Annotated in this window: 14 protein-coding genes, 1 tRNA gene and 1 pseudogene; 15 read left to right on the forward strand and 1 reads right to left on the reverse strand. The window is 36.4% G+C overall.

Annotation, left to right across the window (positions count from 1 at the left end; genetic code table 11):
• Positions 1 to 7: 7 nt before the first annotated feature.
• The 13 genes from infB (at position 8) to JG29_RS03670 (ending at position 15,582) form a co-directional block, all read left to right on the forward strand.
• Positions 8 to 2,644: a translation initiation factor IF-2 gene (infB, locus tag JG29_RS03610; RefSeq protein ID WP_045922532.1), complete on the forward strand. Its 2,637-nt coding sequence runs from the start codon at positions 8 to 10 to the stop codon at positions 2,642 to 2,644.
• An 11-nt stretch (positions 2,645 to 2,655) separates the two neighbouring features.
• Positions 2,656 to 3,006, forward strand: a complete 351-nt coding sequence (gene rbfA / locus JG29_RS03615; protein ID WP_045922533.1) for a 30S ribosome-binding factor RbfA — start codon at positions 2,656 to 2,658, stop codon at positions 3,004 to 3,006.
• A 92-nt stretch (positions 3,007 to 3,098) separates the two neighbouring features.
• Entirely contained in the window at positions 3,099 to 3,995 is an 897-nt protein-coding gene (gene truB / locus JG29_RS03620) for a tRNA pseudouridine(55) synthase TruB (RefSeq protein ID WP_045922534.1), read from the forward strand.
• A gap of 6 nt (positions 3,996 to 4,001) precedes the next feature.
• Entirely contained in the window at positions 4,002 to 4,946 is a 945-nt protein-coding gene (gene ribF / locus JG29_RS03625) for a riboflavin biosynthesis protein RibF (protein WP_045922535.1), read from the forward strand.
• An 89-nt stretch (positions 4,947 to 5,035) separates the two neighbouring features.
• Positions 5,036 to 6,109 carry a heat-inducible transcriptional repressor HrcA gene (gene hrcA, locus JG29_RS03630; RefSeq protein ID WP_045922536.1) on the forward strand — a complete coding sequence of 358 codons (1,074 nt, stop codon included), beginning with the start codon at positions 5,036 to 5,038 and terminating at the stop codon, positions 6,107 to 6,109.
• Between the two features lie 14 nt (positions 6,110 to 6,123).
• Complete coding sequence (grpE, locus tag JG29_RS03635) at positions 6,124 to 6,780, forward strand: nucleotide exchange factor GrpE (RefSeq protein WP_045922537.1); 657 nt, start codon at positions 6,124 to 6,126, stop codon at positions 6,778 to 6,780.
• Positions 6,781 to 6,819: 39 nt separating this feature from the next.
• Positions 6,820 to 8,670 carry a molecular chaperone DnaK gene (dnaK, locus tag JG29_RS03640; RefSeq protein ID WP_045922538.1) on the forward strand — a complete coding sequence of 617 codons (1,851 nt, stop codon included), beginning with the start codon at positions 6,820 to 6,822 and terminating at the stop codon, positions 8,668 to 8,670.
• Positions 8,671 to 8,789: 119 nt separating this feature from the next.
• Positions 8,790 to 9,920 (forward strand): molecular chaperone DnaJ, encoded by a 1,131-nt coding sequence (gene dnaJ / locus JG29_RS03645; protein WP_045922733.1) that lies wholly within the window; start codon positions 8,790 to 8,792, stop codon positions 9,918 to 9,920.
• A 180-nt stretch (positions 9,921 to 10,100) separates the two neighbouring features.
• Complete coding sequence (gene lepA / locus JG29_RS03650; protein WP_045922539.1) at positions 10,101 to 11,939, forward strand: translation elongation factor 4; 1,839 nt, start codon at positions 10,101 to 10,103, stop codon at positions 11,937 to 11,939.
• A gap of 9 nt (positions 11,940 to 11,948) precedes the next feature.
• Positions 11,949 to 12,608, forward strand: coding sequence for a class A sortase (locus JG29_RS03655; RefSeq protein ID WP_045922540.1), 660 nt, complete (start codon positions 11,949 to 11,951; stop codon positions 12,606 to 12,608).
• A 12-nt stretch (positions 12,609 to 12,620) separates the two neighbouring features.
• Positions 12,621 to 14,939, forward strand: a complete 2,319-nt coding sequence (gene recJ / locus JG29_RS03660; protein ID WP_045922541.1) for a single-stranded-DNA-specific exonuclease RecJ — start codon at positions 12,621 to 12,623, stop codon at positions 14,937 to 14,939.
• A 21-nt stretch (positions 14,940 to 14,960) separates the two neighbouring features.
• Positions 14,961 to 15,473 (forward strand): adenine phosphoribosyltransferase, encoded by a 513-nt coding sequence (locus tag JG29_RS03665; RefSeq protein WP_180213545.1) that lies wholly within the window; start codon positions 14,961 to 14,963, stop codon positions 15,471 to 15,473.
• A gap of 20 nt (positions 15,474 to 15,493) precedes the next feature.
• Positions 15,494 to 15,582, forward strand: a tRNA-Ser gene (locus tag JG29_RS03670).
• A 700-nt stretch (positions 15,583 to 16,282) separates the two neighbouring features.
• Here JG29_RS03670 and JG29_RS03675 read toward each other — a convergent pair.
• Positions 16,283 to 17,164: a hypothetical protein gene (locus tag JG29_RS03675; protein WP_045922543.1), complete on the reverse strand. Its 882-nt coding sequence runs from the start codon at positions 17,162 to 17,164 to the stop codon at positions 16,283 to 16,285.
• A gap of 196 nt (positions 17,165 to 17,360) precedes the next feature.
• Between JG29_RS03675 and JG29_RS09015 the strand changes: the two are divergent.
• Positions 17,361 to 18,405: pseudogene (locus JG29_RS09015) on the forward strand (IS256 family transposase).
• Between the two features lie 1,102 nt (positions 18,406 to 19,507).
• A partial coding sequence (locus JG29_RS03685; RefSeq protein WP_045922545.1) for a lectin-like domain-containing protein occupies positions 19,508 to 22,189 on the forward strand: 2,682 nt, incomplete at its 3' end.

Genomic DNA, 22,189 nt, shown 5'->3' on the forward strand with positions numbered 1-22,189 from the left:
TGAATTTATGGGAAAAAAGCGTGTATATGAATTAGCTAAGGAATTAGCAATTCCCAGCAAAAAGCTAGTAGACTTAGCACAAAAAAATAAAATTGAGGTTTTGTCACATATGTCGGTTTTATCAGACCAGCAAGAAGCACAATTAACACATATTGTTAAGGGCCAACAGCCAGTGAAAAAGGCAGCAAAAACGGCACCAACTGCTTCCCCAAACAATAAGGCAACGAAAACCAAAATCAAAGTAACTGCAATTCGGAGAACTGAAAAGAAAAAAGTGAACGCTGAAAATCATTCTAACCAAAGCAACCAGACTAATCGTCGTTCCAATCGCAACAATAATAATCATTCTAATAATAACAATAATAACAATCGGCGGCGGCGTAATAACAACAATGTCAATTCGAACCGGGTTAATGATCATCGCTCACAAATGATCAATCGTGCAAGTGCGGGCCGGAAACATTTGGCTCAATATAAACAAAATGCACAAGCTTCAGTAGAACAAATCGAAAAGGATCGGCAAAAACCGGCCAAGCCGGCAGTTAACAAACAACGTGCACATGCTAAACCGCAAGGGCAGGCGACTACTTCACAAAGAAGTAAGCATCAACCTGTCAAAAATAAACAGCAAGCTATTAAATCTCAGCCCAAAGCTGCCGCCAAACCGGCTCCAGCTGCACCAGTAGCGGCCGCTACTGCTTCTAATACGAAAGAGACGCAAACAACTGATAATAAGAAGCGGCAACATGAATTCACTAATAACCGCCGTAAAAATGAATTTAATAATTATAAGAATCGTCCAAAGCATAAAAATAAGAAGAAATTACGCAAACAGCAGGCTGCTCAACCGAAAAAACAAGTGCCACAGCGTAAAGAACGGCCTTTACCAGAAGTTTTGGAATATAGTGTTGGTATGAATGCGCAGGATTTAGGCAAAATCTTACACCGAGAGCCGGCAGAAATTGTTAAAAAACTCTTTATGCTGGGAATTATGGTCAATCAAAATCAATCCCTGGACAAAGATACCATTGAACTTTTAGCTACAGATTATGGTATTGAAGCTCAAGAAAAAGTAGAAGAAGATATTACAGACTTGGATACTTTCTTTGAAGAGGAAGTAAATAATACTGATAATCTGACACAACGTCCCCCAGTAGTAACAATTATGGGTCACGTTGATCACGGCAAAACCACCTTATTAGATCGTTTACGTCATACTCATGTTACTGCTGATGAAGCGGGTGGGATTACGCAGCATATTGGTGCTTATCAAGTACGTTTGGATGATCGGCTGATTACATTTTTGGATACTCCGGGTCATGCGGCCTTTTCAAATATGCGGGCTCGTGGAGCTGACATTACGGACATAGTTGTCTTAGTAGTTGCTGCAGACGATGGCGTTATGCCCCAGACTATTGAGGCCATTAACCATGCCAAAGCAGCTAACGATCCAATTATTGTGGCCATTAATAAAATTGATAAACCAGATGCTAATCCGCAACATGTTACCGAAGAATTAATGCAATATGACTTGATTCCGGAAGATTACGGCGGTGATACAATTTTTGTTAATATCTCTGCTAAACAAGGTACCGGAATTGATGATTTATTACAAATGATTCTGTTAGAAGCTGATGTTCTTGAATTAAAAGCTAATCCGCAACAAAAGGCAGTTGGTACTGTAATTGAGGCTCGGTTAGATAAAGGCAGAGGTCCAGTGGCCAGTTTGTTGGTTCAACAGGGTACTTTGCATAAGGGAGATCCGATCGTTGTCGGTAATACCTTTGGTCGTGTCCGGGTCATGACAGATGATCGGGGCCGCCGCATTAAAGAAGCTCGGCCGTCACAGCCAGTTATGATTACCGGTTTAAACGATGTGCCGCAATCGGCAGATAAGTTTGTGGTATTTGCTACCGAAAAATTAGCGCGCTCAGCTGGTGAAGAACGGGCTAAACAAGCGCAAATTCAAGAGCGCAAGCGGACTAATGCCGTTACTTTGGATAATTTATTCGACACTATGAAACAGCAGGATATGAAAAAGGTTGACGTTATTATTAAGGCTGACGTTCAAGGGTCAGTGGAAGCCCTGCGTAATAGTTTGGAAAAGATTGATGTTGAAGGTGTCCGCGTTAATATTATTCATGCTGCTGCCGGAGCAATTACAGAAACTGATGTTACTTTAGCTTCGGCTAGTCATGCGATCATTATTGGATTTAATGTGCGTCCGACTAATCAGGCCAAAATTCAGGCTGATGAAGAAAATGTTGATATTCGCTTGCATAATGTTATCTATAATGCTATTGATGAAATTGAATCAGCGATGAAAGGCTTATTAGAACCGGTTTATAAAGAAAAAATTACTGGTAACTTAACTGTCCGGCAAACTTATAAGGTATCAAAATTAGGAACCATAGCTGGGTGCATTGTTGATTCTGGTTTGATTCAACGTGAAAGCGGAGTGCGTTTAATCCGTGACGGTATTGTGATTTATGAGGGTAAATTAGCGTCACTTAAACGTTTTAAAGATGATGTGAAAGAAGTTAAGCAAGGCTTTGAATGCGGCTTAATGATTGAAAACTACAATGATATTAAAGTTGACGATCAAATTGAAACTTATATTATGCAGGAAGTTCCTGTAGAATAGGAGGGTTGTCCATGAAATATCGCGTAGGTCGAGTTGAACAAGAAATTCAGCGCGAAGTTAATGATATTTTACTCAAGCGGGTTCGCGATCCGCGGGTTCAGGGTGTCACTATCACTGGAGTAGATGTTACTGGTGATTTACAGCAGGCGACAATTTACTTTAGTATCTTATCAGAAACTGCTAGTAATGCTCAGAAAGCTCAAGCAGGATTAGATAAGGCCAAGGGATTGATTCGCCATGAGTTGGGACAGCGTCTATCGATTTATAAAACACCTGAGATCTTTTTTAAACAAGATCAATCAGTACGTTATGGTGAACGGATTGATGAATTAATAAATAAATTGCATGAGCAAGATCAATAGCCGGGAAACCGGCTATTTTACTGGATTATTTATGCTATAATTAAAGGGTTGAATTATTTTTAAGAGTTATATTAAAATCGGAGGAATAAATATTGAATGGCATTATTCCCCTCTATAAGCCTTGTGGAATGACCAGTGCGGATTGTGTTTATCGATTACGTAAGATACTACAAGAACGAAAAATTGGCCATACCGGCACTTTAGATCCACAAGTAGATGGAGTTTTAGTAATTTGTGTTGGTCAAGCAACTAAATTAGTGAATTATTTGATGAGGCAAACTAAAACCTATCACGGACAAATTACTTTGGGCAAGGCGACTACCACCGAAGATGCTACAGGAAAAACGGTAGCACAAAAGCATTTATCTCAACCCTTTACTACTCAGCAGATCAAACAGGCAATGCAAGCCTTAACGGGTTCCTTACAGCAAACTCCCCCGCTGTATTCAGCGGTAAAAGTTAACGGTAAAAGATTATATGAATATGCAAGAGCGCAACAAGAAGTCCAACGACCCACGCGCACGGTGCATATTTATAAATTTGAATTAACTCAGGCTCCCGTCTTTCACATTATTGAAGGTGAGCAAGTGCTGCAATTTACGGTACAATGCTCTAAAGGAACTTATATTCGGACCTTAGCTGTGCAATTGGGAGAATTATTGCAGGTGCCGGCGCATATGAATCAGTTAACGCGTGTTAGTGGTGGTGGTTTTAACTTAGAGGAAACCTTTACTTTACAGCAAATTCAAGCAAAAATAGCCGAGCAGCAACAGGATTTTTTAATACCTTTAAGTCAAGTCTTTACGAACTTGCCTACTTATGATTTAAATATTCAACAATGGCAATATGTGCAAAATGGACGTTTCTTAGAGCTCAAGGAAACTGCACCGCAAGTGGCTTTATATTACCAAAAAGTTTTAAAGGCTATTTATCAACGGCAGCAGAATTTATATGTACCACAGTTAATGCTATTAAAAAATGATAGGTGAAAATTAATGAAAGTGCGCAAATTAATTTTTCCACAACAAATGGAAATTATTAATCACCAGCCTTTAATTTTAGCGGCCGGATTTTTTGATGGTTTGCATTTGGGACATCAAAACGTTATTGGAACCGCAATTCGCTTGGCACGCATCAAGGGCCTGCCAGCGGGAGTTCTCACCTTTGATCGGCATCCATCGGTAGTGTTTGGTCCCCAAAAAGGAGCAAATTATCAATATCTGTCTGCTCCAAAGCGAAAATTAGAGCTTTTTCGTAACTTGGGAGTTGATATTGTTTATATTGCTCAATTTGATCGGGAGTTTTCGCAATTAACGCCGCCTGAGTTTGTCGACAAATTCTTAATGTCCTTACATTTAGATACTTTAGTGGCCGGTTTTGACTGGACCTTTGGTCCTAAAGATCTTGCTACTATGAAACAATTAAAAATTTTAGCAGCTAATAGATTTGACATAGTGGAAATTCCTAAACTACAATTAGCTGGTGAAAAAATTTCTTCAACCAATGTCAAAAAGTATTTGGCACAGCACCAAATTTTCCAAGCCAATTTATTTTTAGGATATAATTATCAAAATTCCGGACCGGTGGTGCATGGCCGAGCGATAGGTCGAACTTTGGGGTTTCCCACAGCCAATGTGGCAGTCGCTGCAGACCAATTATTGCCCGCTTTGGGAGTTTATGTAACACGAATTTTAGTCGATGATTGCTGGTATCCGGCAATGACGCAAATTGGGCGTAATCTGACCTTTAATCAGGGCCAAAATCCCGTTACGGTGGAAGCCAATATTTTAAATTTTCAACAAGATATTTACGGCCAAAATGTCCGTTTAGAATGGCTGCAATATTTACGGGGTGAGATTGCGTTTGCGAATAAACAACAATTAATTGCACAATTACAACAAGATCAGCTAGCTACGCGAAAATATTTTGAAAAAAAATAGCAATCAACTTGACACAGTGCTAATAGATTGCTATATTTTATACTGTTAGCACTCCTAGATATTGAGTGCTAAGAGCGAGGTGATTTGTTATGATAACTGATCGTCAAGCACAGATTTTAAAAGCAATTGTGCAACAGTATATTGAAACGGGACAGCCCATTGGTTCTAAAGCGTTATTGGACGTTTTGCCAACGCATGTTAGTTCTGCTACTATTCGGAATGATATGGCTAGTTTGGAGAAAGCAGGATTAATTGAAAAAATTCATCTTTCTTCTGGACGGGTTCCTTCTGATAAGGGTTATCGGTATTATTTAGATAACTTATTGGAGCCGATAAATGTTTCTGAACAAATTTCAGAATTAATTCAGTCCGACTTTTCCAAACCCCAGTTTAATAAAATTGACGAGATTGTTCAGCAATCCGCAAAGATTTTATCAACTTTAACAAGTTATACTGCGATTGCTTTAGGTCCAGAAAGTAAAAATACAAAATTAACTGGCTTTAGAATCGTATCCTTAAGTCAGCAGCAGATTATGGCGATTATTGTCACGAGTAGTGGTGATGTTTATAATCAGATTTTTAAAATTCCCGCTGATTTACCCGGAGATCAAATTGAGTCGGTAGTTAGAATCATTAATGATCAGTTGGTAGGAGAAACTTTATCCAAAGTTTCCCAACGGCTGAAAACTGATTTTCCTTATTTAGTTTCCCAGTATTTAAGAACTCCGGATGGTTTCTTATCAATGCTGGATGAAATTATTGCGAATGTTTCGGCTGATCACTTTTTCGTGGATGGCAAATCAAATCTATTTAATTATATTGATGTGCGCAACAGCTCTAATTTAAAATATCTTTATTCATTATTTGATAGTGATCGTGATTTAACTAGACTTTTAGGGCTAGATCAAAATGATTTGGATACCGATCAAGGACCTAGTATTAGTGTTCAATTAGGTGATGAATTGGATCCACAAATTTTAAAGAATTATAGTTTGATTACGGCTCGTTATAGTGTGGGTGATTATGGCAAGGGTTTAATTGCTTTGTTAGGTCCGACAAATATGCCGTATTCACAATTAATTGGTTTGATTGCATCTTTACGCAAAGAACTAGCTAAACGGCTTTTTGATTACTTCCGTGAGATTAACGGTAATTCCAGCTAAAGGGAGGAAGAAAGATGGCAAAAACTGATCTTAATTCGGAAGAATTTCCTTCAGAAAAAAATTTAGATACCACTAAAGAAGAAACTAAAAAGAAAACCACTTCTGCTAATAAAAAACAATTTAAAGCAACAAAAGATCCAGCTTCTCAAGCCTCCAAGAAAGACCAGGCGGCAGTTGAACCGAAGAGCGATGATTCGGTTGTGGATAAACTTTTAGATAAGAATCAGCAATTGGAAAAACAACTGAAACAGGCACAAGATCAGTATTTACGTGCGGAAGCTGAAATTCAAAATATAAAACGACATAATCAACAAGATCAAGCGGCCCTCATTAAATATGACGGGCAAAAGTTAGCAACCGCCATTTTACCTTCAATTGATAATTTAGAACGGGCTTTGGCTGCTCAAGAACAGAGCCAAGCTGCTGCTAATGAAGGAATTTTGACTGGTGTGCAAATGGTATTAAAACATTTAAAACAGGCATTGGCAGAAAATAACGTTGTCGAAATTGCGGCTGCAGGGGAAAAATTTGACCCGACAGTTCATCAAGCAGTTCAAACCGTGCCAGCCGATGCTGATCATCCAGCAGAGACGGTCGTCCAAGTATTACAGACCGGTTATAAACTCAAAGATCGAGTAATTAGACCCAGTATGGTAGTCGTTGCTCAATAAATAAGTCAAAAGATCAATAAACAAAGGAAGGTATAATTTATGGCTAAAATTATTGGTATTGATTTAGGGACCACAAACTCTGCAGTAGCAGTTTTAGAGGGTGGAGAACCGAAAATTATTGCTAATCCTGAAGGCGGTCGTACTACTCCATCAGTGGTCGCATTCAAAGATGGCGAAACTCAAGTTGGAGAAGTAGCCAAGCGGCAGGCGATTACCAATCCTAATACAATTTCTTCCATTAAGCGGCATATGGGAGAAGCTAATTATAAAGTTAAAGTTAATGATAAAGAATATACTCCGCAAGAAATTTCAGCTATGATTTTACAGTATATTAAAAATTTTGCTGAAAAGTATTTGGGAGAAGAAGTTACTGAGGCTGTTATTACAGTACCAGCTTATTTTAATGACTCGCAGCGTCAAGCTACTAAAGATGCTGGTAAAATTGCCGGCTTAGAAGTTAAACGAATCATTAATGAGCCAACAGCTTCAGCATTAGCTTACGGCTTGGATAAAAACAAAGATGATGAAAAAGTCCTAGTTTATGATCTTGGCGGAGGAACCTTTGATGTTTCAATTTTGGAATTAGGCGATGGCGTTTTCCAAGTATTGTCTACTAATGGTGATACTCATTTAGGTGGCGATGACTTTGATAATGCCATTATGAATTGGTTAATTGCTGATTTTAAGTCTAAAAACAATATTGACTTGTCACAGGATAAAATGGCTTTGCAGCGTTTGAAAGATGCTGCTGAAAAAGCTAAAAAAGATCTTTCCGGTGTTTCTGAAACAGAAATTAGTTTACCATTTATTTCTGCTGGTCCTGAAGGTCCTTTGCATTTACAAACAACATTATCCCGAGCCAAATTTAATGAATTAACAGCTGATTTAGTTGATAAAACTCATATCCCCGTAGAAAATGCTTTAAAGGATGCAGGATTGAGCAGTTCGGAAATTGATAAAGTTATTTTAAATGGTGGTTCTACCAGAATCCCAGCTGTGCAAGAGGCAGTTAAGAACTGGACTGGTAAAGAACCGGATCATTCTATTAACCCGGATGAAGCCGTAGCTTTAGGTGCTGCTATTCAAGGTGGAGTTATTACCGGTGATGTTAAAGATATTGTTCTATTAGATGTTACCCCACTATCTCTTGGTATTGAAACAATGGGTGGTGTCTTTACTAAATTAATTGACCGTAATACTACAATTCCTACCAGCAAGTCACAAGTCTTCTCGACCGCTGCTGATAATCAACCGGCTGTTGATATTCATGTTTTGCAAGGTGAGCGTCCAATGGCGGCTGATAACAAGACCTTAGGCCGCTTTCAATTGACAGATATTCCGGCAGCGCCACGGGGAGTACCGCAAATTGAAGTTAAATTTGATATTGACAAAAACGGTATTGTAAATGTTTCAGCTAAAGATTTGGGCACTGGTAAATCACAAAAGATTACAATTAAGAGTTCTTCCGGTTTATCTGATGAAGAAATTGAGAAAATGAAAAAAGAAGCTAAAGAAAACGAAGAGTCTGATAAAAAGCGTAAGGAAGAGGCTGACTTACGTAATGAAGTAGACCAGTTGATCTTTACTACTGATAAAACTCTCAAAGATGTCAAAGGTAAAGTTTCCGATGAAGAAATCAAAAAAGCTCAAGATGCCGAAGATGCATTGAAGAAAGCCCAATCTGATAATAATTTGGAAGAAATGAAAACTAAGAAAGATGATCTGAATAAGATTGTTCAAGATTTAGCGGTTAAATTATATCAGCAAGCACAAAAAGATAATCCGCAAGGTGCTCAAGCTCAGTCTGATGGTAATAATCAGGCTAATGATGGCAAGGGCGATACAGTTGATGGTGATTTTAAGGAAGTTGATCCTGACAAAAAGAATTAATTAACTGGCAGGGATTAATCAGAACTATTTATTCAAGTTAGAAAAAGTTTTATATATGGGGCGGGAGAAAGATTTTGTCTCGACCCCATTTCATTGTAGAAGAAAGGCTGGGTGAGATAATGGATCCATATGAGACACTTGGTGTTGACCGGAATGCCTCAGAAGATGAAATTAAAAAAGCTTATCGTAAATTATCAAAAAAGTATCATCCCGACCTAAATAAAGCCCCAGATGCAGAGAAAAAATTTAAAGAAGTAAATGACGCCTATGAAATTTTAAAAGATCCGCAAAAAAAGGCGCAATATGACCAATTTGGTACTACTGGCAATCAACAAGGCGGTTTTAACGGTGGCCAGGGATTTAGCGGCTTTGATGATTTTGGCGATTTTGGCGATATCTTTAATTCTTTCTTTGGCGGCGGTACAAGTCGCCGCAGTGATCCAACTGCACCCAGAAAAGGCCGGGATTTAGAATATCGTGTCAAACTAAAATTTGATGAAGCAATTTTTGGCGGTAAAAAGACTATTCATTATAATCGGCAAGAAGAATGTGCTACTTGCCACGGAAGCGGTGCTAAACCCGGGACCAATCCGGTGACCTGTCATAAATGTCATGGGACAGGTTATATTAAAATCAGCCAAAGAACACCTTTAGGAATGATGCAAACCCAGCAAGTATGTGATGTTTGTGGTGGTCGCGGCCAAGAAATTAAAGATAAATGTCCTGAATGCCATGGCCGTGGTAAAGTCACACGCAATCATGCGTTGGAAGTTAATGTTCCAGCAGGAATTGATAATTTGCAGCGCATGCGTCTAGATGGACAAGGCGAAGCGGGGGATAACCGCGGTCCTTATGGGGACTTATATATAGTCTTTGAAGTCGAACCAAGCCGGGAATTTACTCGTGATGGTGATACAATTTATTCGCATGCCGCCATTTCTTTTCCACAAGCGGCGCTTGGTGATACTATTAAGGTTAATACCGTCCGTGGTCCTGTAGAATTGAAAGTTCCTGCCGGCACTCAAAGCGGGACTGTTTTTCGGCTCCGGGGACAAGGAGTACCACGGCTTCACGGTGGAGTTGGTGATCAGCGTGTAACAGTAGAAATCGTTACTCCTAAGCATCTGAATGTAAAACAAAAAGAAGCTTTACAAAAATATGCACAATTAGGCGGCGGCAAAGTCAAAGAGCAGGATCGTAATCTTTTTGAACGTGTCCGTGATAATATGAAAGATAAGTTTGGCAATTAAAGTTAATGGTATTGCGGTTTGCCGAAATGAACTATTTGCTAAACAAAAATGCAAAGTTTAAGGGAAACTTGACAGGTAATTGTCTGGTTTCCTTTTTGTTTGTTGGTTGATTTATAAGTGTTACTTTGTTTATATCTAAAAAATTGGTATAATTCATGCTGTAAGTAAAGGAGTGTTTGCATGACCGACTCTGATTTAAAACAAAGACAAAAATATATTCGTAATTTATCGATTGTAGCCCACATTGATCATGGCAAATCTACTATTGCCGATCGCATTTTGGAAATGACAGATACGGTTTCTAAACGGGAAATGGAAAATCAAGTCTTGGATGATATGGATATTGAACGTGAACGGGGCATTACGATCAAATTAAATGCGGTAGAATTAAAATATCATGCACAGGATGGTCATACTTATACTTTTCATTTAATTGATACTCCGGGACATGTTGATTTTTCTTATGAAGTTTCACGTAGTTTAGCAGCCTGTGAAGGGGCCTTATTAGTAGTTGACGCTGCTCAAGGAGTACAAGCTCAAACTATGGCTAATGCTTATTTGGCCGTGGATAACGACTTAGAAATTGTGCCGGTAATTAATAAAATTGATTTACCTTCAGCTGATGTTGACAATGTTAAAACAGAAATAGCTGATATGATTGGGATTGATGCCACCAATGCGGTCTTAACCAGTGCTAAAAATGGTACTGGAATTGCAGAATTATTGGAACGAATTGTAACTGATATTCCGGCACCAAAAGGAGATCTTAATAAGCCATTAAAGGCTTTGATTTTTGATTCCGTCTATGATAGTTATCGTGGTGTAGTCTTAAGTGTGCGCATTTTTGATGGTCAGGTAAAAATCGGTGATAAAATTAAATTAATGAGTAATGGTAAAGAATTTGAAGTTACTGAAGTCGGTGTAATGTCGCCTAAGGCTGTGCCGCGGCAGTTTTTGGCGGTAGGTGACGTGGGCTATATTACGGCCAGCATTAAAAGTGTGCAGGACACACGTGTCGGTGATACGATTACGGCTGCTGAGCGGCCAACGGATCATGCGTTAGCCGGCTATCGAAAAATTACGCCTATGGTCTATTCAGGAATGTATCCAGTTGATAATGCGAAATTTGAAGATTTACGAGATGCCTTAGAAAAATTACAATTAAATGATGCTTCTCTGGAATACGAACCTGAAACTTCGCAAGCCTTAGGTTTTGGTTTTCGTGTCGGCTTTTTGGGCTTATTGCATATGGATGTTATTCAGGAACGTTTGGAAAGAGAATTTAATTTAGATCTGATAATGACGGCACCTTCGGTAAATTATAAAATTATAACAAATAATGGTACAATGCAGGTGATTGATAATCCTTCGCAAATGCCAGAACCTTCAGATATCAAAGAAATTCAAGAACCAATCGTCCGTGCAGAAATTATGGTTCCCAAAGATTACGTCGGAGCAGTCATGGAATTATCAGAGCGTAAACGCGGACAATTTCAAACCATGGATTATTTAGATAATTATCATGTCAATGTTATTTATAAATTACCTTTGGCTGAAATTATTTATGACTTTTTTGATAGTCTCAAATCCAGCACGCATGGTTTTGCTTCTTTGGATTATAGTATTAGTGGTTATGAAGCTGCTAAAATGGTAAAAATGGATATATTATTAAATAAAGAACCTGTTGATGCTTTGAGTTTTATTGTGCATGAGGATTTTGCTTATGAGCGGGGGCGCGAAATTGTCCAAAAACTGAAACATATTATTCCTCGGCAGCAATTTGAAGTAGCAATTCAAGCAGCGATTGGAAACAAAATTGTCGCACGTTCAACAGTCAAGGCTTATCGTAAAGATGTTACCGGTCCTCTTTACGGTGGTGATCAAACCCGGAAAAATAAGTTATTGGATAAGCAAAAACGCGGTAAAAAGAGAATGAAAGAAGTAGGTAAAGTAACAGTACCCCAGGCAGCTTTTATGGCAGTTCTGCAAATGGGCGACGATGATTTAAAGAAAAAATAGGGATGAAACATGAAAAAATTGGGGAAAATTTTCTTAACTATTATTGTATTGTTGACAGCCTTGGTTTTAATCTTTAATGAGCCAATAAAAGTTAAATTAGTGCAGCAAGTTTCACAAAGCCGTTTAGAACATTTGTCAAAGGATCAGATTCGGCAGAATAATCTACGAGACGCTTCGTTTGATTTCTCTAAAGTCAAGCCTATAACTGTAAAACAGGCGGCTAAAGCAGCGGTAAAAAATAATGCTGCCGCAATTGGCAAAATTGCGATTCCCTCAGTGAGTTTAAAGTTGCCGATAGTCAAAGGAGTTGATGATACCGCCTTGGCTACTGGAGGCGGAACGTTAAAACCTGATGAAAAAATGGGAGAAGGTAATTATGCTTTAGCCGGACATTATATGACGGATAAAGGAGCTTTATTTTCACCTATTGCCCGAGTACAAATTGGTGATTTAATTTATATTACTAATTTGAAGAATGTCTATACTTATAAAGTCGAGCTCAAGCAGGTGATTTCTCCACGAGCGACTTGGACGATGAATAATCAGCCGCGGACGAAAATGATTACATTGATTACTTGTGCTGATGGGGGTGCCAACCGTTGGTTAGTACAGGGAAAATTAGTCAATGCCAGAGTGGCTAATCGAGAAACTTTAGCAGTCTTTGGATAGGAGTTAATAAGTTTGAGTTGGAAATACCAGTGGCAAAAAAGAGCACAACCGCACAGTCAACAAGTGGCACAATTAGCCAAACAAGCGGGTATTAATGAACTGGTAGCCACTTTATTGCTACAACGAGGAATCAAAACCTCTGCCCAAGCGCAATCATTTTTGCATCCCCAATTGCAGAATTTACATGACCCTTATTTATTACATGATATGGATAAAGCGGTAGAACGGTTGACGCAGGCGCTTTTTAGTAATGAAAAAATTTTAATCTATGGTGATTATGATGCAGACGGTATGACCAGTGCAGCAATTTTAAAGCTGGCGCTGGCTAATTTGGGAGGTCAAGCGACGGTTTTTATTCCGGATCGTTTTCAGGATGGTTATGGACCTAATCTGGAGCGTTATCAGCAATTTGTCCAAGAGGGCTATCAGCTGATAGTGACTGTGGATAATGGAATTACTGGTCTTAAGGAAATCGAGTATGCTCAAGCACATCAAGTGGATGTGATAGTGACAGATCATCATAATCTTCCTTCGCGTTTGCCGCCTGCGGTTGCTTTAGTGCATCCCCGTTTTACCCAGAGTAGTTATCCTTGCCCTGATTTATCAGGTGCGGGTGTCGCTTTTAAACTGGCCAGTGCCTTACTAGAAGAACCACCGGTAGAATTATTAGATCTGGCAGCCATCGGTACAATAGCAGATATGGTTAAATTAACTGATGAGAATCGAATTTTAGTTACTTGGGGTCTAAAACAAATGCAGCAGCACCTGCGCATAGGTTTGCAAAAACTGTGTGCTCAGGCTCATGTTCAGGCAACAACGTTAACTGAAGATGATATTAGTTTTCAGATCGCACCACGCTTAAATTCTTTAGGGCGCTTAGATCAAGCTTCAAAGGGCGTAGAATTACTGACCACAACAGATACTGCTCAAGCCCAGAAATTAGCCCAAGAAATCGAAGGTTTGAATCAAAAACGTAAGATTCTTACCCAAGAAGTTTATCAGGCAGCGCTTAAGCAGTCCCAAAAACAAATCCAATCCCAAAATAAAATTTTAGTTTTAGCAGGTAATAACTGGCATCAAGGAATATTAGGAATAGTTGCCGGGAAAATTGTCGAACAAACGCGGCATCCAACAGTAGTGCTCTCAATTCAAGCTGATGGGCGTGCTGTTGGTTCGGCTCGCAGTCCGGACAATTTCAATTTATATCAAACACTGGCAGCTTTACGATCTTTATATCAGAATTTTGGCGGTCATGCCCAAGCCTGTGGACTAACTTTAGCAGCTAAAGATATTTCTCAGTGGCAGCAGCAGTTAAATGCTTTACCACAAGTCCAAGAATTTGATTTTGAGCAAAAATTAACCCGTTATTATGATTTAAAATTAACGCCCAGCACAATTAATTTAGTATTATGGCAGCAGTTGCAACAGTTAGCTCCTTTTGGGCAGGGCAATAATTTACCAATAATCAAAGTGGTTGATTTTGATACCTATACGGCTCAGTATTTGGGCAGTAAGAACCAATTACATCTAAAGCTGCGCTTAAAACAGCGACAGCAGTTTTTAGAAATAGTAGCCTTCAATTGGGGCGCACAATTGGCGCAAGTGCAAAAATTTGACTTACAAGCCGTTTACGGTTCTTTATTAAAAAATAACTGGCGTCAGCAAAGCCATCTCCAACTAAATCTAGAAGATGTTGACTTTAAAGCTATTATTGTCCATCAAAATCAGCACCAGTTAATTGACTTACGGGCGCATCGCAGTTTAGAAAATCAAATTCAGCAGGCAGAAAATTTAGTTTTCTTTCAAGAACAGCATTTGCAGACCGTCCAAAAACAATACTCGCAGGCACATTGTCTGTTAGCTACGCAGGTGGCTTCGAATTTAACACAGATGAGTTTAATTGATCGGCCAACCAGTTTAAAAGATTTTGAGCAATTTATTGTTAATAACAAGCAATTAACACGTTTAGAATTAATTTTTCATACAAGATATCCACTGTATTATCAACTAAACTTATCAGCCGCTACTTGGCATCAGAGTCTCAAATACTTCTACAATCACCAAAATTTGACTGTTTCCGATCTTCCAGTAGTAGCTCAGTATTTGGGATTGACACCTTTAGAAATTAAATTTATATTAAAGGTGTTTTCTGAGTTAAAGTTTGTTAAAATAGAAAATGGTTTGTTGATGCATCCTAACAAAATACCACAGCGTCAATTGGAGGAATCGCCAACTTATTGTCAAATTAATGATCTGGTTGCGGTTCAGAACCAATTAATTGATTCAAAAACCGGAGAAGTCATTAATTATATTAAAAAAATATTACAATAATAGTATTTAGGAGCTATTTTTATGGATTTTAAAAAATATGTGGCAAGCGTTAAAGATTTTCCGGAACCGGGAATTATATTTCGTGATATTTCGCCGTTAATGTATAATGGTGCAGTTTATGCGCAGGCAACCGATAAAATTGTCAATTACGCACGTGAGCGTGGCACCGAAATGATTGTCGGTCCTGAAGCACGGGGATTTATTGTCGGCTGCCCAGTAGCTTATAAATTAGGAGTTGGTTTTGCACCAGCACGTAAAAAGGGTAAACTGCCGCGTGATACTATTTCCGTGACTTATGATTTGGAATATGGACAAGCTTCTTTGTATATGCAAAGAGATGCTGTCAAACCGGGACAAAAAGTTTTGGTAGTTGATGATTTAATGGCGACAGGCGGAACTTTAGCAGCTACTATTAAATTAGTAGAAGAATTAGGTGGTATTGTTGTGGGCACAGCTTTTCTAATTGAGTTGACTGATTTACATGGTCGTGATAAAATAAAAAACTATGATATGTATACATTGATGCAATATTAGTAGCGCCACGCTACTATTATGGAGAGTTGGCAGAGTGGTAATGCACCGGACTCGAAATCCGGCGAACCGGTTAGAAATCGGCGCGCAGGTTCAAATCCTGTACTCTCCTTTAGAGTTTTTTGTTTGCTTATAAAATAGAAATGAAATTACAAAAAGCTTCTGAATTTTGTATTCAGAGGCTTTTTGTATAATTTTCTTTAGAATTATTTGTAGTTTGTTAACTTAAATATAAGATGTTATGGGGAGAGTTAGTATTTGTTATTACAACTTAATCTGAAGAATAGATAATAGTTCTGATTTTACAAAAATTGATGGTAAAATGGATCATCTTTCTAAATTGTCTAAGGGGATTGTAGCGATTTAATCTGTTTACATAGTATATGATTAAATACTTGATTATCAATAATAGTTATGTTTTATGAAGTTAGAAGATTGGATCATTTGATATTATATATATCTGCGTAATGCCTTAGAAATATTGAATAATATTTAGCAATTAAATAACTACTTTTACAAGGTTAAGATCAAACTTTCAAATTGTGGGAGTAAATTATATAGGTTTTGTGAGCGCTGAAAAAAGTCTTTATTAACCAATCAGTTGAAATTAAGTTGTCAAAAACAAAGTATAAATAAAGGAACTTTAAAAATTTATGCTTTCTATACCCAAATAACCTGCGTGCTTTAATGCAGAGTATTACTAATCAGATATGATGTGAATTGTCCAGGAAACAGATATTGGTAGAAAGAGTAAATTCTCTTAGAGATCCAAACATAAATTTTAATTGTTGTTATCTTATATATTTGCTAATTTAGCTGTTTTTATTTTTGGGTATTATTTGCCATTTTATTTCATGATGTAATTTTTGATAAATATTCAATAAGTTTTGTACTTGAGATATTTTGTATGAATTAATAATAAACAATTGTTTAATATCTTTATTAATTTTAAAGTATAGATTTATAAAAATAGTTAATGAAAACACAATAATATATATCATAATTGTTATTAGAAAAGCAGTATTTAATTTGTTGAATATAGTTAAAGTTAAAGGGATTGTTACTATCGATGTAAAAATCCATAAAGAGTTAAAATATTTGTTTCTTATTTCAATATTTATCTTTTGTTGTTTGCAAAAATAATCTATAAATGGATCTAAGTTATAGGCAGATATGTCATTAGATTCACAATTTAATTTATAATTAGCTAGATTTGAAAATTTTAAAACATCGGTAATTTGTTTATCTAAATAATATAACCAACTTTTATTTCTATAAATAATAGAGGACATAATTGGTATATGTTTAAATAAAAATCTTTTATATTTGTTATTATTGTAGAATGCCTTATTCGGCAATATGATTTCTTTTATGCTTTCTAACTTTCGAATTTGATGATCTATATAAAAAATTTTAATTATATTGGCAATAAAAAATATCAGCATTATTAAAATTACAATATTAACTAGTTTATTAAACTTCCATAAGTGAAGCAATTCTAAAAAAAATATCGGAAAAATTGTTATGTTAGAAACAATAATAAAAAGAAGTTGATATACAGAAACAGTAATATTATACTTTTTTGATATTTTATAAAGTTTATTAGTCAATAGATCAATATCATTATTAATAGTTTCCTGACTTTCTATCATTAATCCATCTTTAGATTTAAAATAATATTTTAAATGTTCCACTCATCATTACTCCTATATAGTCATTTTTTTAATTTTTAATAAAAACATTTGCATCATTATTATAATTATTAAATCTATAACAATAAAACCGATTATTTAAATAATTATGTATAAATACAATTTCTTTGGATATTGTAAAGGTAAGGCTCTCTTTTATGATAAAAGTGTCAATCCCATATCACTGGAGGCATTCCCTATGAATCAGTTTAACAAAGATCTAATGGCTGCACTAGCTCAAAAACAGGATTTAAACGAAACCTTTCACCAATATTTAGAACAAGCGATCAATGAGTTATTGCAGCACGAATTAGCGACTTTTCTTGTCTATGAGCCTTATGACCTTCAGGGGTTTAATTCATGCAATTTACGGAACGGCAGTTATCAACGCACTTTTAAGACTCAGTATGCTTCCCTGAACCTAACCATCCCACGGTGCTTATTACACACTCCTAAACAATCTCCAATTTCACCAAAGTGATTAATGAACAAGTTCAGGATTTTAAACAGCTCTCTAGCTCAACAGTATGCAGTTGTTTATCTGGATGTGACTTAATGTGACTTATTTGCCGCTGCGGCAGGATAGTATCTCTAAAGAAGCGGTGCATTTAGCGATTGGCATTCAAGTTAATGGATACAAGGAAATCTTAGGTTATCAACTGGTGCTGACAGAGTCGAGTATAAGTTTGGACGGAACTGCTGTTATATTAAAGTAGCGGGGTTTGCAGCAAGTGCTATTATTTGTCGCTTATGGTTTAGTGGGCTTAGAGAACTCCCTTAGTTGGTCTTTCCCACAGGCCCAATTGCAGCAATACCTGGTTCATATCAGTTGCAACTTGGAACACCATGTTCGCTTAAAGGATTGAGCCACCGTACTACAGGACTGTAAGCAGATCCATCAAGCACACAATAAAACAGCAGTCACTGCTGATCTGCAAGGTTTCATTCAGACTTGGCAGGACCGTTATTCTCAACTAACGGCCAAGTTAGAGCATAATGAACATCTGTTAGTTTGTTTCAACTTACCCCAGAGCTATCCGAGTTAGTATTCACAGTATTAATTGATTGAATCTTTTAACAAAAAGCTCAAGCGGCAAACCAAATAACAGGAACAATTTCCTAATGAGGCAGCCTTAGAGCGAACTTTAGTGACTGTGATTTTAGGTTATAACAGTCGCTATAGTTTAAGAGCACATAAAGAGTTTCAACAAATTCAAGACACTTTAGAATTGATGTTTTCCTAAGAAACTATAGTGAGAGACTTCTAAAATTCATTTACACAAGATTCTTGACACATCTCGCTATTTGTTTATCAACTTTTTATTATTAGAAGGTTATTAATTGTTAAGTCAGTCAAAAGGGGAAACACTCAACCAAGTGAAATGTTGGTTTTATAATTTCGTCTGAGATTTTTTTAATGGCTACCAATAGATGGATTATTTATTTTTCTTAACATAAGTTCTCATTTTTATTGCTTGGGATAATATAATAACCAGTCAAATAATTATTTCAGCGAATTTTCTTATTAAACTCTTAATTACTCGCTCGTCAGGTAAGCTTAAAAGTCTTTTCTAGTAGTAGTTGAAGACTGTTGCGGGGTTATTTCAGAAAATAATGGCATTTTAGTCTTAACGTATTTTTGATATTTGGCATTTTATCAATTTTAACTCTAACCAAAAAAGTATAATTTTTAGAGAATAAGTATATTCTGCTGTTAATAATTGTGTTGACAAGAATTACACAAATGCTAACATTTAAGTATAATGTAAGGGAGGCATAAATCTGACAATTAAAGATAGTTTTATGGATTTGCTTTAACACAACAAAAACTATGAATTGTTAGAATTTATCTTTCAACTGCTTTCACTTGAAGATGAGCGGTGTTGACAAAATTAGTGTAACCTGGCTGATTTCTTTATCTATAAAAGCTATATAAAGAAATTTTTCAGGATTTTAATACTTTCAAAAAGATTAAAATCATTTTTATAAGCACCGAAATAATTTTTAATTTAATTCCTATAAAAGATAAATTTACTCTCATAATTATATGTAAAAAAAGTCAATAATTAAGACACATTGATTACTTTTTGGCAATAGGAAATTATCTTTTAAAAGGGAACATTATTCTTTTATTTATCACAAATAGTGATTATTAGAGCGAATGCTTCATAGTTGTGAAATTAATTAGTTTGTTAAAAAGGCTTAGAACTGTACCTCTGTTAGAGTTAATGAACAGAAAATTTTATTTTTAAGTAAGGGTTTGCTTGAATTCATTGATGGACCTTAGAATTTTTTAATTTTTAAATTTGATTTTTAAAATAGAAAACCTAAGAGGGGGGTTCTAGTATGAAAAAATTATGTCTCAAGATTAAATTAATAAAGAGTAATGCAGCTGGGAAAGTAATTAATGTTTTTATAACTACAGCTTTATTTTTTATTGTCAGCATGTTTTTTTCAATTTCATCCTATGCCGCAACTATATCATCTCCTAGTGATTCTTTACTGCCGATGACGAACAAGCCTTTATTAGCTTCTCAGCTGGCAGCACAACGAGCTGCTGATTTTTCCTCTGTATTAAATAAACTTCTTAAGCAGCCCTTCGATTTAGGAAGTAGTTTAAATCCTATTAAATTCAATAAAGAGGATACTCAAAACTTCTTTTCTCCTACTGGCTCGGCTAATGTTGAATACTCATCTACGGGTGGTTGGGGCATTATTAATTTGAATAATGATGAGCAAAGAAAATTAGGTGCTGTGACTTTGAATACCGCAATTGATATGACCCAAGACTTTCACTTTTCTTGGAAGGTAAAAATTTCTGCTTCCGGAATTGAATATGGTGATGGGATCGGCTTTGCCTTACATCCACTCTATAAACCGGGGGATACTATTACGGATCAGGATACTCATTATTATCAACAATTACCTAATTGTTTTGGACGTAATGTAGATAATTCACCTGTTTTGAATTCTAGTGATCCACATAATGGTCAAAATCTTAATTCAATTGGAATGAAAGGAGGCAATTTAGGTATTAGTGACTTAATGAATGCCTTTGGCTTTAAAATTGATACTTATTTTAATCAATACGGAAGCTCTAATCCTCCAAAGAATGGCATTTATGGCACAAACTTCCATACTGATTATAATGTTTATGGGCAATTTGATAGTTCAATCTTAAATTATGATTGGCAATGTCCTTATGGAGCGTTTGTTACTACTAATTATAATGGATATTCTACAGTTGATATGAGTAGTTATATGCAGTTAAACAATCCTATTAATATTGTTAATAATCAATGGTGGCAAATGAATGTTAGGAAAGATGGTACGTCAATAACTGTTAAAATTTCTGATCCTAATAATTCAAGTAAGTATGTCAGTTATTCTAAAAACATCGCTTTTATGGATAATAAAACCAAATATGGTTTTGCCATTGTGGCAGCCACAGGAAGAGTTTCTGAAAGCAATCAAATCAAAGATATTGAAGGTAAGTTTACTCCAGCACAACCAACATTGGTTACACGTTACACGGATGAAAATGGTACTGATTTGCAAGCCCCCAAGGTTACTCTTAAAGAAGGTATTGATAATGAATTTACAAATACAAATAATCAACCTACTATTTACAAGGATGGTAAAACCTATCAGTGCTCTCAAATTAATGGAAATTTATATGAACCAAATTCTGCTAAGCCCACTATTAGACAATTGACTAATGGCACAAAAATTGGGGAAATTCCTGTTATGATAACTAAAAAGGATGATACACTGAACGTCAGCTCGCAATATAATAGTGTGATTGTCTTAAATTATATTTATCGGCAACGATTGCCTTCTGGCAGTGCTAGCGGTACTAGTAATTTGCCAATTACATTAGGCCTAAAATTTAGGGTTAATAATAATAGCTCTTATGTATCTAGTGCTAATATTCGGCCAGGTGATACAATAACTTTTCAATATACAGCGACTAATAAATCTGGACCCAGTCTATGGCAGGGAGTGACAGCGGTACAGTCGTTAGCTGGTATTTTAGACCCCACTGCTAATTTACCGACAGATGTGACATCGAAATCGGGATTAGTCTATATTCCTTTATTAAACACAAAAAATACAGAAAATAATAATAATCGTAATAATTTATTTCTCAATGATTCTGGAACTCGTGAAGTATCCTTCACATATAAAGGGGTAGATAAGGCCAAACTAACTACTCAAGGTGGGCAGATAACATGGACTCTACCTCAAACTGATAGTGCTCCTAAAATTGCACCACAAGCTCAGATTACTTCAAAAGTAGCCGTTTATGATCAATCACAGCAATTAATTGATTTCGACGGTAATCAACTTTATGGTTCCTATTTTTATTGTGGCGAAAATGATAAGTCTCCTTTAGCTAATCCCAATCCACCAGATCCAAATAAAACTTACACTCCCGATGATTTAGGCAACCACATTCCTGCAACTAATATGGTTTACTTAAACGAGACCATGTGGTGGCTAATTGATAGTAACGGTAAATTGACAATTTATCCTCATAATATTAATTTGAATACTCAGTCGGCTGCAGATTGGCCTTGGGATAGTCAGCGCGGTAATATAAAGTCTGTTGATATTAGATCAGGTGTTACGGCCATGAATTCAATTAATTCTATGTTTGCTAATATGCCTCATCTTACTCAAATTGACTTAAGTAATTTTGATATGAGCAAAGTAACAGATGCAGCTGCTATGTTCAAAGGGGATAACTCTTTATGGAAAATTATCCTAGGGCCAAAGGTGCAGTTCCCGACAACTAAGGATAATCCAACTACGGATAATCCAATTATGGATGCACCCGGAAATAATACTCCTTTTCCTGAAAATTCTAGCTATGTCAGTCGTAGTAAAAATTGGAAAGAGGTGGTGGGACAAGATGATGATTACAAACCAACAGGTTCTGTTAAATCGGGAAAAGAATTAAGTAGCTATCAGGGTGATAATAAAACGCATACTTATGTCTGGGAACCATCTTTAGCAGGCTATTTG

The sequence above is a fragment of the Bombilactobacillus mellis genome, from assembly GCF_000967245.1.
Lineage (GTDB): Bacteria > Bacillota > Bacilli > Lactobacillales > Lactobacillaceae > Bombilactobacillus > Bombilactobacillus mellis.

Excerpts from the sequence above, each read along its gene's own strand:
- infB (WP_045922532.1), top strand. The coding sequence starts at position 8 with ATGGGAAAAAAGCGTGTATATGAATTAGCTAAGGAATTAGCAATTCCC.
- ribF (WP_045922535.1), top strand. The coding sequence starts at position 4,002 with ATGAAAGTGCGCAAATTAATTTTTCCACAACAAATGGAAATTATTAAT.
- dnaK (WP_045922538.1), top strand. The coding sequence starts at position 6,820 with ATGGCTAAAATTATTGGTATTGATTTAGGGACCACAAACTCTGCAGTA.
- rbfA (WP_045922533.1), top strand. The coding sequence starts at position 2,656 with ATGAAATATCGCGTAGGTCGAGTTGAACAAGAAATTCAGCGCGAAGTT.
- dnaJ (WP_045922733.1), top strand. The coding sequence starts at position 8,790 with ATGGATCCATATGAGACACTTGGTGTTGACCGGAATGCCTCAGAAGAT.
- lepA (WP_045922539.1), top strand. The coding sequence starts at position 10,101 with ATGACCGACTCTGATTTAAAACAAAGACAAAAATATATTCGTAATTTA.
- JG29_RS03665 (WP_180213545.1), top strand. The coding sequence starts at position 14,961 with ATGGATTTTAAAAAATATGTGGCAAGCGTTAAAGATTTTCCGGAACCG.
- hrcA (WP_045922536.1), top strand. The coding sequence starts at position 5,036 with ATGATAACTGATCGTCAAGCACAGATTTTAAAAGCAATTGTGCAACAG.
- grpE (WP_045922537.1), top strand. The coding sequence starts at position 6,124 with ATGGCAAAAACTGATCTTAATTCGGAAGAATTTCCTTCAGAAAAAAAT.
- JG29_RS03655 (WP_045922540.1), top strand. The coding sequence starts at position 11,949 with ATGAAAAAATTGGGGAAAATTTTCTTAACTATTATTGTATTGTTGACA.